This is a genomic window from Brevundimonas sp. LM2 (genome assembly GCF_002002865.1).
Taxonomy (GTDB): Bacteria; Pseudomonadota; Alphaproteobacteria; order Caulobacterales; family Caulobacteraceae; genus Brevundimonas.
Genome location: NZ_CP019508.1, coordinates 3,093,051 through 3,105,753 on the forward strand (window position 1 = coordinate 3,093,051; position 12,703 = coordinate 3,105,753).

12 protein-coding genes are annotated in these 12,703 nt (G+C 69.6%); 2 read left to right on the top strand and 10 right to left on the bottom strand.

The window, feature by feature from the left end; translation table 11 throughout:
* Nucleotides 1–234 precede the first annotated feature (234 nt).
* From pufM to BZG35_RS15400, 9 genes are all read right to left on the bottom strand, one after another.
* The gene (gene pufM / locus BZG35_RS15360) at nucleotides 235–1,155 is read right to left on the bottom strand and encodes a photosynthetic reaction center subunit M (protein ID WP_077356939.1); all 921 of its coding nucleotides are present in this window, start codon (nucleotides 1,153–1,155) and stop codon (nucleotides 235–237) included.
* A 14-nt stretch (nucleotides 1,156–1,169) separates the two neighbouring features.
* Complete coding sequence (gene pufL / locus BZG35_RS15365; RefSeq protein WP_077356941.1) at nucleotides 1,170–1,994, bottom strand: photosynthetic reaction center subunit L; 825 nt, start codon at nucleotides 1,992–1,994, stop codon at nucleotides 1,170–1,172.
* A gap of 117 nt (nucleotides 1,995–2,111) precedes the next feature.
* Nucleotides 2,112–2,282, bottom strand: coding sequence for a light-harvesting antenna LH1, alpha subunit (gene pufA, locus BZG35_RS15370; RefSeq protein ID WP_013270447.1), 171 nt, complete (start codon nucleotides 2,280–2,282; stop codon nucleotides 2,112–2,114).
* 82 nt (nucleotides 2,283–2,364) lie between these two features.
* Nucleotides 2,365–2,505 carry a light-harvesting antenna LH1, beta subunit gene (gene pufB / locus BZG35_RS15375; protein WP_253189195.1) on the bottom strand — a complete coding sequence of 47 codons (141 nt, stop codon included), beginning with the start codon at nucleotides 2,503–2,505 and terminating at the stop codon, nucleotides 2,365–2,367.
* A 141-nt stretch (nucleotides 2,506–2,646) separates the two neighbouring features.
* Nucleotides 2,647–4,122 (bottom strand): chlorophyllide a reductase subunit Z, encoded by a 1,476-nt coding sequence (bchZ, locus tag BZG35_RS15380; RefSeq protein WP_077356945.1) that lies wholly within the window; start codon nucleotides 4,120–4,122, stop codon nucleotides 2,647–2,649.
* Nucleotides 4,119–5,594: a chlorophyllide a reductase subunit Y gene (bchY, locus tag BZG35_RS15385; protein WP_077356947.1), complete on the bottom strand. Its 1,476-nt coding sequence runs from the start codon at nucleotides 5,592–5,594 to the stop codon at nucleotides 4,119–4,121. Before bchY ends, bchZ begins: the two co-directional genes overlap by 4 nt.
* 286 nt (nucleotides 5,595–5,880) lie before the next feature.
* Nucleotides 5,881–6,873, bottom strand: coding sequence for a chlorophyllide a reductase iron protein subunit X (locus BZG35_RS15390; RefSeq protein WP_171981978.1), 993 nt, complete (start codon nucleotides 6,871–6,873; stop codon nucleotides 5,881–5,883).
* Entirely contained in the window at nucleotides 6,870–7,793 is a 924-nt protein-coding gene (gene bchC, locus BZG35_RS15395) for a chlorophyll synthesis pathway protein BchC (protein WP_077356949.1), read from the bottom strand. Before bchC ends, BZG35_RS15390 begins: the two co-directional genes overlap by 4 nt.
* Nucleotides 7,794–7,892: 99 nt before the next feature.
* A complete protein-coding gene (locus BZG35_RS15400; protein WP_253189196.1) occupies nucleotides 7,893–8,987 on the bottom strand; it encodes a methyltransferase in 1,095 nt (364 codons plus the stop codon).
* A gap of 247 nt (nucleotides 8,988–9,234) precedes the next feature.
* On the opposite strand from BZG35_RS15400, the gene crtD reads away from it, so the two are divergent.
* Both crtD and BZG35_RS15410 read left to right on the top strand, forming a co-directional pair.
* Nucleotides 9,235–10,737 (top strand): 1-hydroxycarotenoid 3,4-desaturase CrtD, encoded by a 1,503-nt coding sequence (gene crtD / locus BZG35_RS15405; protein WP_077356953.1) that lies wholly within the window; start codon nucleotides 9,235–9,237, stop codon nucleotides 10,735–10,737.
* A gap of 35 nt (nucleotides 10,738–10,772) precedes the next feature.
* The gene (locus BZG35_RS15410; RefSeq protein WP_077356955.1) at nucleotides 10,773–11,651 is read left to right on the top strand and encodes a hydratase; all 879 of its coding nucleotides are present in this window, start codon (nucleotides 10,773–10,775) and stop codon (nucleotides 11,649–11,651) included.
* A gap of 113 nt (nucleotides 11,652–11,764) precedes the next feature.
* On the opposite strand, the gene bchO is transcribed toward BZG35_RS15410, so the two are convergent.
* Nucleotides 11,765–12,673 (bottom strand): alpha/beta fold hydrolase BchO, encoded by a 909-nt coding sequence (gene bchO, locus BZG35_RS15415; RefSeq protein WP_077356957.1) that lies wholly within the window; start codon nucleotides 12,671–12,673, stop codon nucleotides 11,765–11,767.
* Nucleotides 12,674–12,703: the final 30 nt, after the last annotated feature.

Consider the following 12,703-nt stretch of genomic DNA (forward strand, 5'->3'; position numbering starts at 1 on the left):
ATCAGTCGAAGGGTGTCCCCGCATAGACCGCCGAGGTTACGGATCAAAGACGATCAACGCGTCTCCTCCCCGTCGCGGAGCGATGGGGAGGTGGATCCGGAGCGAAGCGGAGGAGACGGAGGGGTTCTTGAGGCAGGCGAGGTCGGTGGGGCGTCAAGAGCCCCTCCACCCCCCGCCAAGGGGCGGGCGGTCCCCCTCCCCATCCCGGCGGGACGGGGAGGAGACGCGGTGCCGCTACCGCGCGTAGTTGTGGGCGATGGCCCAGTCGTACCAGCTGGGGACGACCGTGCCCGTCAGCAGTATGCCGATGCCGCCGGTCAGGGTGGTCAGGACCGCGAACCACCAGCCCCAGCGGTGGATCGACTCCATCGTGGCGTTGAAGCCCATGGTCCAGCGCCAGAACAGGGCCCCCCGTTCGGCCCCCGTGCCGCGGTCGGTGATCTGTTCGACCTCGCGCTCGGCCCCGTAGCGGCTGGTGGCCAGGATGGTGGCGGCGTGCATGGCGAACAGCAGGGTCGAGCCGTACAGGAAGACGATCGAGAGACAGTGGAACGGGTTGTAGAACAGGTTGCCGTAGGTGATCGAGAAGGCCCCGGTCCAGTCCAGGTGGGGGAAGATGCCGAAGGGCACCGCCTCCGACCAGCTGCCCATCATGATCGGCCGGATAAAGCCCAGCACCAGATACAGCCAGATCGCCGAGGCGAAGGCCCAGGTGGTGTGGGTGCCGAGCCCCAGCGCCTTGGCCCGCAGATAGGAGCGGATGCACCAGCTGATCACGGACACGGTCAGGAAGAAGCCCGCGATCAGCCACCAGCCGCCCTGGTTCAGCGGCGGCAGGATGTTCAGCCCCTGCTCGGGCGGCGGCGGATACAGGCCCAGCCACGGGAGCTGCCGGACGAACTCGATCGGGTTCCAGCCGACGCTGGCGAACATGTTCAGACCGATGATCTCGAACGCCAGGAAGCCGGTCAGGAGCGAGACCACGCCGGTCCAGCCCAGGTGCATCGGGCCGATCTGGGCATTGCCGATGCGGCCGATCCAGTGGGAGAAGACGGGCGTTCCGACGCGCCAGTCGTCCAGCGAGTCCCCCTGGATGCTGGCCTCGGGGTGACCGCGGACCTGCACCTGGGTGAAGATGTTCTGATAGACGGGCATGGTTCCCCCCTCCCTTATTGCCAGATCGGCAGGTTGCGCCAGCCGTCCCACCATTCGGGCCAGCCCTTGTCCCAGAAGGGACCGCTGATGACGATGCAGATCGCGCTCCAGAGCCCGGCCTGGAGCGCCAGGAACAGGCCGACCCGGTGGATGCCCAGGGTGCCGACCGAATAGCCGATGAAGTCACGGAAGAAGGTGTCCTCGTGCTCGGGCTGGCGCACCTCCCGGCCCTTGCCGGGGTTGGCGGCGGCCAGGATCAGCGAGCCGTGCAGGGCCAGGGCCATGGTCGTCGTGAAGAAGAAGCTCACGGCGATCATGTGGGCCGGATTGTAGTGGAAATTCAGATACTGGTAGCCGACGTTCGACACCCAATCGAGGTGGCTGAAGATGCCGTACGGAAAGCCGTTGCTCCAGGATCCGAGCAGGAACGGCCGCACGATGTTGAGCGTCACATAGGCCAGGATGGCGACGCCGAAGGCGATCGGCACATGCAGGCCGATGCCCAGCTTGCGACAGATCTCGACCTCGCGCAGGGCCCAGGAACAGAAGGCCCCGGTGGCGAAGATGGTCACCAGCTGCCAGATCCCGCCCTCGCGCAGGGGGGCCAGGGACAGGCCGTAGGCGACGTCCGGCGGATCGATGGTGATCAGCCACGGGTTCCAGGTGTCGCCCAGCGACGCTCCGTAGAAGATCAGCGCCGTGCCCAGCGCCGAGAAGAACGCCGTCGTGACGCCGAAGAAGCCGACGTAGAACGGCCCGACCCAGAAATCGAACATGTCACCCCCGATCAGGGTGCCGCCCCTGATCCGGTATTTGCGCTCAAAACTCAGTAAGGCCATGACCGTCTCCGTCCTCGATCTCGCCCCGCGAGCTGGACATTCGTTTCATCGCAGTCGCGTCGGACGGAGCCCGGATCGCTCCGTCTCCGCCCGCGCGCCGCATTCGCGGTGACCCGATCAGGGGGCCGCGGCGGAAGCCGCCGCGGGTGTGGCCTGGGCACCGTCGATCCAGTTGTACCGAGGCGAGCTGAGCAGGATGAAGTGGATCAGCAGAGCCAGGGTGAACAGGAAGACGGCGAGCGCGACCAGCGCCCGACGGGGGTCGAACAGGAGCCAAATTCTCCACATAACTGTAGTCCTCCATAGCCGGTGTTCGGCTTTGTTGGCGACGACGAGGCAAAAGACCTCGCCGACAAAGTAGAGTGGAGACCTAGGCCCCCAGCCAGGGGCGCCAGTACCAGACCAGAACATGCGCCACGATCGCGATGAGCGTGAACACGATGAAGCTGGTCACGAAGATGCCATGGAATTCCTTGGCCGCTTCTGGCGTGAGTCCGGTGAGGGACCCCACTGGTCTTTCATCAGGTAGATGAGACATATCTCCTCCTTTCGTTGGAGCGCGTCTTCGGCCACGGGGAAGTCCCGTGGTCGCTTCCGAAACCCGGGCGAGCCGGACGGCGGAACGGGGGTCCGATGGGGGTCAGGCGGCGCATCAGGCGGCCCTCCCGCTCAGGACAATGGCGTTGGCGGCCTGGAGGCGGTCCAGGGTGACCCGGTCCTCCCCGGCCTGTCGGGCGGCGCGTTCGGCCGTGTCCCTCAGGCGTTTGGCCGCCGAGATGCGGACGATGACGGGCTGGGACGCGACGAGCTTTTCCAGTTCGTCGGCGGCGGCGTCTTCCCAGCGCAATTCGGCGTGCGGCCGTGCCAGGGTCGGCTCGACCCTGTCCATCTGCGACGCCAGCGGCAGGATGTTGAACAGGGCGTCGAACAGAGCGTTGCAGACCTCCTGCACCAGGTAGGTGCAGCCGCCGTAGCCCATGAAGGGCGTGCCCGTGTGCCGCCGGATCGCGGCCCCCGGGAAGGACGCCGGGACCCAGACGCCGGACGGGCCGAAGCCCCCGCCGCCCTGGGACGCCTCGGCCAGGTAGATGCGTTCGTTGATGCTGCCGAACAGGACCAGGGGCCTGGTCTCGCGGACCAGGCGGGCGATCTCGGCATTGTCGGTCTTGGCGCCGGCGACGCGCGAGATGGCGAACTGGCACGGCAGGCCCAGGTCGTCCTCGAGGAATTTGCGGACGCCGCGGGTATAGGTCTCGTTGGCGACGATGGCGAAGCCGGCGGTGCCGAAGAAGTCCTGGGTCACCGAGCGCCACAGGTCCCACAGCGGCTTGATGGTGGTGTGCTTCTCGCGCTCGATGAAGGGCTCGGGATCGACGCCGGTCATCGCGCCCAGCTGGCGCAGGAACAGGGTGGTCGATTCCAGTCCGATCGGGGCCTGGAGGTAGGGTTTCTCCAGCGCCTCGCACAGGCCGCGGCCGAACTCGCGGTACAGGCAGACATTGACCTCGGCGTCGGCCAGGTTGCGCACGTCGGCCAGATGGCTGCCCAGGGGGAAGGTCATGTTGACCTGGCAGCCGATGCCCTCGACCAGACGCCGGATCTCGGCCAGGTCGGAGGGCATGTTGAACACGCCGTACATCGGGCCGATCAGATTGACGCGGGGACGGTCGCCCTCGGCCAGTGGGCGCGGGCGGGGCATCTTCTTGGGCCCGAACTGGGTCCACAGCCACGTCAGGGCGCGGTCGGCCGACTGCCACTGATCCTCGTCGATGGTGCGCGGCAGGAAGCGCTGGATGTTGGTGCCCTCGGGCGTGACGCCGCCGCCGATCATCTCGGCGATGGAGCCGGTGACGACGACGCTGGGCAGGTCCCTGTCGAGGGTCTGCCAGGCCCGTTTCATCGCGCCCTCGGTGCCGTGGCGGCCCAGTTCGTCCTCGCCCAGGCCGGTGACGACGATCGGCAGTTCATGCGGCGGCAGGCCGTCGGTGTAGTGGAGCACCGAGGTGACCGGCAGGTTCTCGCAGCCGACCGGGCCATCGATGATGACCTGCAACCCCTTGATGGCGGTGAAGGCATAGACCGCCCCCCAGTAGCCCCCCGCGCGGTCGTGATCGAGGATCAGCGTCATGTGCCGACGTGCTCCTCGGCCTTGGCCGCCGCGGCCTGGAGCTTGGCGTAGCGGGCCTTGAACTCGGGGCGGGGGACGGGGGTCTCGGACCAGATGCCGGCGGTGTCGCCCGTGCCGACGCCCTCGAAGAAGGCGCTCATCCGGTCGAAGCGCGCCTTGTTGCCGATGGCGGCATTGATGACCTGGGCCAGGGAGCCCGCGCCAGCGGGGCCCATCAGGGGGCGGGCCGAGATCAGGTTGGTGAAATACAGGGCCGGGATCGCCAGCGACTTGGCGTGCTGCACCACCGGGGTGGTGCCGATGGCGAGGTCGGGCTTGATGGCGTCGACGGCCGACAGGTCCTGTTCCAGCGAGGCGCGGTAGTTGACGGTGACGCCCTTCGCCTCCAGCCAGTCGCGGTCGGGGTCGGACCATTTGGTCTGCGGGCAGGCGGTGCCGACATACTCAACCTCGGCCCCGCTCTCGATCAGCAGGCGGGCGACCAGCAACTCGGAGCCCTCGTAGCCCGAGACGGTGATCCGGCCCTTGATGGGCGAGCCGGCCAGGGCCGCGCCGATGGCACCCAGCATGGCGTTCTTGATGCCGTCGATCTGGGCCTGGGGCACATCGCAGGCCTGGCCGATCGCCTGCAGCCAGGCGGCGGTGCCGTCGCGGCCGACGGGGGCGGAGCCGACCACCTTGCGGCCCGCCGCCTCGAACTCGCGCACGCTGGCGGTGTAGAAGGGGTGGATGGCGGCGACCACGGCGCAGTCGAGGGCGGCATACAGCTCGCGCCACTCGCGGGTCGGCACCACCGGTCCGGCGGCCAGGCCCATGGGCTCCAGCATGCGGCCGATGATCATGGGGTCAGCCGGGAACATCTCGCCCAGCAGGGTGACGGTCGGCTTGTCGGAGCGTTCTTTCGGAGCGGGCACGGGGCCGGCCTCGACCTCCTTGCGCGCATAGTTGAGCATGGCCCCGGCCAGGACGTCCTTGGCCTCGGCATGGGTCGGGATGCCGAAACCGGGCACGTCGATGCCGACGATGCGGACGCCGTTGATCTCCTTCGGCAGCAGCTGCAGCGGCACGCCCGAGGCCGTCGGGACGCACAGGTTGGTGACGACGATGGAGTCGTAGAGTTCCGGATCGGCCATCTGGAACACCGCCTCGCGGATATCCTCGAACAGTTTGCCGGTGACGAGGCTCTCGGAGTTGAACGGCACATAGCCGACCGAGCGGCGCGCGCCGTAGAAATGGCTGGTGAAGGTCAGGCCGTAGACGCAGCAGGCCGAACCGGAGAGGATCGTCGCGGTGCGGCGCATGCGCAGGCCCACGCGGAGGGAGCCGAACGCGGGACACATCGACTGGGGCTGGTCGTGGGGACCGACCGGATAGTCCTTGGCGTAGCGGGCCAGAACCTCGGACTTGCCGGCCTTGGACGCCGCCGCCGTCAGCTCCGCCTTCCCGCCGTGGCAGCCGCCGTCGACGCTCACCGGCGCATCACCGGCTCCATTGTTATCCCGGCCGGAGCGAAGCGGAGAGCCGGGACGGCCATCATCACCCCCCACCAGTTGCAATCCCGGACGGCCGGAGGCCGGGCCGGGATCCGTGATCAGGCCCTCAGGACTTTGCGCGGGCACGCTGTGCGCCGGGCCGGCGCCCGGCGCGGACACAGGGAGGCCCGTCCCGTCCCGGCTCTGCGCTTCGCTGCGGCCGGGATGACAAGCTTCCGCGCCAACCGGCGAGCCTGGAATTTTGGCGGGACCGTCAGCCATCAGCTCAGACCGCCTCGTCGTAGATGACTTCGAGCGAGGCCTTAGGCACGTAGGATGCGCCGCGCATGTCGCTCTGGCTGGCCGGGATGAGCTTGACGGCCGCGCCCGTGGTTTCCGGATCGAACAGGCCCAGCAGGCCGTCCTGGGTCAGGGGCCTGGGGTGCTGCGGCAGTGACAGGGACACCGCCTCGGCCAGGCCGGCGAACAGGCCGCCCCACTCTGAGTCGGGCGTGCCGATGATTTGGTAGTTGGCGGACTTCCTGCGGATGTCCTCGTTGGCCGGGATCGAGGCCAGGACCGGGATGCCTACGGCCTCGGCGAAGGCGGCGGCCTCGCCCGTGCCGTCGTCCTTGTTGATGATCATGCCGGCGACGCCGACATTGCCGCCCAGCCGGCGGAAATATTCGACCGCCGAACAGACGTTGTTGGCGACGTAGAGCGACTGCAGGTCGTTGGAGCCGACGACGATGACCTTCTGGCACATGTCCCGGGCGATCGGCAGGCCGAAGCCGCCGCAGACCACGTCGCCGAGGAAGTCGAGCAGGACGTAGTCGAAGCCCCAGTCGTGGAAGCCCAGTTTTTCCAGCAGTTCGAAGCCGTGGATGATGCCGCGCCCGCCGCAGCCGCGACCGACCTCGGGCCCGCCAAGCTCCATGGCGAAGACGCCGTCGCGCTGGAAACAGACGTCCTCGATCCTGACCTCCTCGCCCGTCAGCTTCTTGGCGGCCGAGGTCTGGATGATGGTCGGGCAGGACTTGCCGCCGAACAGCAGGGAGGTGGTGTCGGATTTGGGATCGCAGCCGATCAGCAGCACCCGCTTGCCCTGCTGGGCCATCATGTAGCTGAGGTTCGACAGGGCGAAGGACTTGCCCGAGCCGCCCTTGCCGTAGATGGCGATGATCTGGGTTTCCTTGGTGACCGCGCCCGTGTGGACGGGATCCGGCTCCTGTCTGGCTTCCTCGCGCAGGGCCTTGTGGGAAATCAGGGTGATGGTCATGAGCAATTCCTCCAGTCGAGGATCATCTTCAGGCAGGCCGCATCGCCGAAGGCGACGGGATAGGCGTCGTTGGCCTCGGTCGCGGCCATGCGGTGGGTGATCAGGCCGTCGAGGCTGAGCGCGCCTGACTCGATCAGGGCGGTGACGCCGGTGACGTCTTCCGGTCTGAACTCGGCGGCGATGCGGAACCGCGCCTCCTTCATGAAGGCCATGGGGAAGGCGAAGGACAGGCGGGCCTCATAGAAGCCGGCCAGGACGATCTCGCCGCCGCGGGCCAGCCGGGCGACGAGGAAGTCCATCAGGTCCTCGGCCCCCGAGGCGTCATAGATGTTGCGGTAGTCGCGGCGCTCGTCGGCGTCGGGGTGAATGGCGACGCCGTTGCGGCGGGCGGCATTGGTTTCCCAGACGGTGGGCCTGTCGTGACCCATCGCCTCGGTGATGCGCAGCAGCAGCCGACCCAGGGTGCCGTAGCCGACGATCAGGTCCGGGGCCGTGCCGCCGACGATGGCGTGATAGGCCGTGGCGGCCAAGGACAGCAGCACGCCCTGGTCGCCTAGGCCTTCCGGCAGGGTGACGGTGCGGGCCTGGGGCGTGATCAGGGTCTTGGCCGCGCCGCCGAACAGGCCGCGCGCATCGATGAAGTGAGAGGACCCCGGCACGAAGACCCGCTGGCAGATCCGGTGGCGGGCGTTCTCGCCGGCGTCGACGACCTGGCCTACCGACTCATAGCCGGGCACCAGCGGATAGCCGAGGCCAGGGAAATGCGGCATCCGGCCGTCCCACAGCAGGCGTTCGGTGCCGGTCGAGATCCCGCTCCAGTCGACCGCGACGACCACGTCGTCCGGACCGGCCGGCTTGAGGTCGAGCGGACGGAGCGCCAGACGGCGGGGCTCCTCCAAGACGACGGCCAGGGTGTTCATCGAGCGACCTTCGGGAGGCCGCCCCCCATAGGGCCCCATCCCGACTGTCAGCTTAGATTGACAGTTTAAGTTGTCAAATCCTGATTACACTTTGGATCGTCAAGCGCGGGCCACGATCAGGCCGGCGATCATGGGCATGGCTGTGGAAACGCGACGCGCCGTCGAGAATCCGGCGGTGCGGCACAGGGCGATCACTTCGCGTGTCGGGCGGGGCCGCCCGGAGCCCATGGCCAGCAGATACAGGCCGAAATAGGCGTCCCCGACCCGCTCGGCCCCACGCTCGGCCGCGAAGGGTTCGCCGATCAGCAGAGTCGCGCCGGGCGCCATCGCCGCGCGCACGGCGCGGAGGATGTCGAGCGCAGGGCCGTCGTCGTGGTCATGCAGGATGCGGATCAGGCTGACCAGATCGGCCCCGCGCGGCAGGGGATCGGCGAAGAAGCTGCCGCCGGTCGCCGCGACGGTCAGGCCCTCGGCGGTGAAGGCGTCGCGGGCGCGGGCGGCGACGGGCGGCAGGTCGAACAGCGACAGGTCCAGGCGCGGCCCCCGGGCGGCGACGGCGCGCAGGAAGGTCCCCTGCCCCCCGCCCACGTCCAGCAGGCGGCGATGGCGCGACACATCGTAGGCGTCCAGCACCTGGGCCGCGACCATGGCCTGGGAGGCCGACATCAGACCGGAATAGGCGGCGGCGGCCGCGGGGTCGGGGGTCTCGCCCTCGGCATAGGGCCAGTAGCCGGCCAGGACCCCGCCCCCACCGCCCCGCCGCAGCAAGGCCAGGGGATCGGCCAGGTCGGCATAGAGAAGGGCGTGGTGTTCGATCATGGCCGTCACGCCGGGGGCCCCCAGCAGGGCGGCCCCCTCGACGCCCAGGCCATAGCGGTCGAGGCCGGCGGGCTCGGCCAGTTTCAGGGCCACGGCGGCGCGGACGAGGCGGAGGGTGGCTTCGGGGGCCAGATCGATAACGGAGGCGAGATCCGCAATCCGGGCGGGGCCCTTGGCCAGCCGCGCCAGCAGGCCGGAGAGGACGCAGGCCTGGGCGATCTGGGAATAGACGAAGCCCGCCGACAGGTCGAACAGGGCCTGGGCCCGGCGGCGGGCGACCGGGCGGGTCAGCGGAAACCGCGCGGCCCAGCGCTGGAAGCCGGGATCGCCGATCAGGCCGTTGCGCCAGGCGCGCCAGCGGTCGCGGAGGGTCAAGGCATGGCCATCCTCTCCCTTCCCCTGGAGGGGGAAAGGCCGGGGATGGGGTGGAGGCACGCTTTCAAAGTGGGGCTTCAACACCCGCTCTCTGGCACCGGGTGAACGTGTCCAATCGTCAGGCATCGTGCCTCCACCCCATCCCAACCCTTCCCCCTCCAGGGGAAGGGCTTTCGCGGGGCGAGCGCATTACCCCTTGTGTCAATCAGGGTGGACACCTTTAGTGTCGTGTCAACAGGACAAGGGCATGTCGGGCGAGCGGGTCGTCATCATCGGGGCGGGGATCGGCGGGTTGAGCGCCGCCGTCGACCTGTGCGCGCGGGGCCTGGACGTGACGGTAATCGAGCGCGCCGCCACCGCCGGGGGCAAGCTGTCAGAGGTTCACGCCGGGGGCGTCGGCATCGATTCGGGGCCGACGGTCTTCACCATGCGGTGGGTGTTCGAGGCCCTGTTCGAGGCCGCGGGCACCACGCTGGACCAGCATCTGACCGTGCGGCGGGCCGAGACCCTGGCGCGGCACAGCTGGCCGGACGGCGCGACCTTCGACCTGTTCGCCGACCTCGAGCGGTCGGTCGCGGCGGTCGGAGAGCTGGCGGGGGCGGCGGAGGCGAAGCGGTTCCGGGCCTTCGCGGCGCGGGCGGCCCTGATCTACCGCGTGCTGGAGGAGCCGTTCATCAGGAAGGCCAAGCCGAACGTTCTGGGCCTGACTCTGGACATCGGCCTGCATCGTCCGGCCGACCAATGGAGCATCATGCCCTATCGCTCGATGTGGTCGGAGCTGGGACGCTATTTCAAGGATCCCCGCCTGCGCCAGCTGTTCGGCCGCTACGCCACCTATTGCGGGTCCTCGCCGTTCAAGAGCCCCGCCACCCTGATGCTGATCGCCCATGTGGAGCAGCAGGGCGTCTGGCTGGTCGAGGGTGGCATGCAGCGGATCCCCGAGGCCCTGGCCGACCTGGTCGGGACGCTGGGCGGGTCGATCCGCTACGGCGAGACCTGCAGCCGGATCGTGCGCGACGGCGGGCGGGCCAGTGCTGTCGTCCTGGCCTCAGGCGAGCGGATCGAGGCCGACGCCATCATCGTCAACGCCGATCCCGGGGCCCTGGCGGGCGGCTGTTTCGGCGCCGACGCCGCCCTGGCCGTCGACCCGACGCCGGCGCGGACCCGGTCGCTGTCGGCCCTGACCTTCGCCTTTATGGCAGAAGCCGTCCCGGCTCCCCTGGCGCGGCACAACCTGTTCTTCTCGCCCGACTATGTCGCCGAGTTCGACGCCCTGCACGCCGGGCGGATGCCGGAGATCCCGACCGTCTATGTCTGCGCCCAGGACCGCCCCGACGGCGACGGGCCCGCCGTCACGAACGGCCCCGAACGCCTGTTCGCCATCGTCAATGCGCCGCCCGACGGCGACGCCCACACCTATTCACCCGAGGAGATCGAGACATGTCGCTCGCGCACCTTCCGCTCGATGGAGCGCTGCGGGGTCAGGCTGGACCCGAGGCCGGAAACGATGGCGGTCACGACGCCCGACGGCTTCGAGAAACGCTTTCCGGCGACGGGTGGGGCCCTGTACGGCCGGGCGGGGCACGGCTGGGACGGGGCCTTTCGACGGCCCGGAGCCCGTACGCGGATGCCGGGACTCTATCTCTGCGGGGGCGGGACGCACCCTGGGGCCGGCGTGCCGATGGCGGCCCTGTCGGGGCGCTCTGCGGCCTCGGCCGTTCTGGCGGACCGCGCTTCGACGCGGCGGTAGACCCCGGCGGCTATGCCTGGTGGTACGTCGATGCGATGAGCGCGGACGGGCGCTACGGCCTGACCATCATCGCCTTCGTCGGCAGCGTGTTCTCGCCCTGGTACGCCTGGTCCGGCCGGGGTGATCCCGACAACCACTGCGCCCTGAACGTCGCCTTCTATGGCCCGGATTGCCAGCGCTGGACCATGACGGAGCGGCCCGCCGGTCAGGTGGCCCGCGACCCGGCGCATCTGCAGATCGGGCCCAGCAGCCTGTCGTGGGACGGCGACGACCTGCTCATCCGCATCGACGAGCTGACCGCCCCGGTGCCGCCCATGCCGATGATCCCCAGGGCCCTGCGCGGCACGGTGCGGGTGACGCCGCACGCGATCAACGGGACGGCCTTTCCGCTGGATGCCGCGGGCCGGCACGTGTGGCGGCCGATCGCGCCCCGGGCCCATGTGGCGGTGACGCTGGACGAGCCCGGGCTGTCGTGGACCGGCGAAGGCTATCTGGACACCAACGGCGGGACCGAGCCGCTGGAGGACGCTTTCGAGGTCTGGGACTGGTCGCGGGCGCATCTGAAGACCGACAGCGCCGTGCTGTACGACCTGAAGCGCAAGGACGGCTCGGCCCTGTCGCTGGCGCTGCGGTTCGACCGGCACGGCCGGCCCGAGACGGTCGAGCCGCCGCCCCACGCCGCCCTGCCCCCGACCCTGTGGCGCATGCCGCGCCACACGCGGGCCGACGCCGACCAGCCGGTTTCAGTGCAGCGGAGCTGGGAGGACACGCCCTTCTATTCGCGCTCGACCCTTCGCACCCATCTGTTGGGGGAGCCATGCGAGGGGGTGCATGAGAGCCTGTCGCTGGGGCGGCTGAGATCACCCGTGGTCCGGGCCATGCTGCCCTTCCGCATGCCGCGCTCGCTGCGCTGAGGCCTCGCGGTCGCGTCGGAGCGAGCGGCGGGTGGAGACCACCTCCCAGACGGCCCAGGCGAGGACGCCGCCGAAGACGAGGACCATCTCGATCAGGAAGACCCGGTCGCCGCTCATGCGGTCTCTCGCTGCAGCAGGCCGTGCGCGGTCGCGACGTCGGTGACGATCCCGGCGATCAGATCGGGCCGTTCCTCATGCGCCAGATGGCCCAGACCCGGCAGGGGGACGACGGTGGCGTCGGGCAGGATGGCGCGGACCTCCTGCGCCACCGAGGGCGGCACCGCCTGGTCGCGCGATCCGACCACCAGGGTCAGGGGGGCGCGAAGCTGCGGCAGGGATCGCAGCATGTCGGAGATGTCCCAGCGGCCCATCATGCCCAGGGTGCCGGCGACATGGCCGGGCTTGCGCAGCAGGCGGCCGTAGAGATCCAGCCCGCGGTCGTCGATCATCGACCCCGTGCCCCGGATCAGCCGGGCGACGCGGCTGCGGTCGCGGGCGGCCGAGGCGAACAGGTGGACCGCCAGGGGATTGACGAACAGCCCCAGGGCCAGCCCCCGGAACAGCGGCGCGACCGCCCCGGCGAAGGGCTGGAGCGCGCCGTTGACGGCGATGATCGGGGCCTCTCCGAACCGCCCGTCCAGCGACATCCGCAAGGCGATCGCAGCCCCGGCCGAATGGGCGACGACGATTGAAGGCTGAACGTCGAGCGCCTGAATCAGGGCCGTCGTCCGGCGCGCCATGCCCCACAGCGACAGGTCGTGGTCCGGCGGCAGGACGGTGAAGCCCTGGCCCGGCAGGTCGGGAGCGACGACGGTGAAGCGGTCGGCGAGCAGCGGCGTCAGGTCGCGCCAGCTGTGGGTCGCGGCTCCCGCGCCGTGCAGCAAGAGGATTACCGGCGCGGACCCGATCTCGGGGCCCGAGACCTGCACGTGCCAGCGCAGGTCGCCGATCATGATGAAGCGGCTGGCGGCGCGATTGGGCCAGTCCCGGCCCTCCACGGCCCAGTCGGGGCGCTCGCTCATACCTTGACCTTACGGAACGGGGTTCGCGGT